The 417-nt window shown below is 46.3% G+C and carries 1 protein-coding gene; it reads right to left on the reverse strand.

Going from position 1 to position 417, the window contains the following annotated elements:
• A partial coding sequence (locus AC04NP_RS30675; RefSeq protein ID WP_482863949.1) for an AMP-binding protein occupies positions 1 to 417 on the reverse strand: 417 nt, incomplete at both ends.

Consider the following 417-nt stretch of genomic DNA (forward strand, 5'->3'; position numbering starts at 1 on the left):
TGAAGGGACGCTCTTTAGCTTTTTAACAGATCTCTTGGATATCTTAGCCCAATCGCTATCCAACAAAACAATATCCAAATCTTCTTTAGCTGAAAAGCCAGGGCTATTCTTGCGATCACTCAGCAGGATCTTTACCCCTGAATCTTCCAACATATAATCGATACGGGTCTGTGGATACTCGGGGTCAATGGGAACATAGGCGCCCCCTGACTTCAGGATCCCCCATATACCGACTAACATTTCCAGACTACGGTCCAGGCAGATGCCGACCAGATCATCCGGTTGTACCCCCTTGGTTAGTAGGTACCGTGCCAGTTGGTTGGAACGTTCATCCAACTCCTTATAGCTTAAACTTGCACCTTCATACACTACAGCAACTGCATCAGGAGTTTTTCTGACCTGCTGCTCAAATAAATC

It is taken from the genome of Agaribacillus sp. DX54, assembly GCF_056858335.1.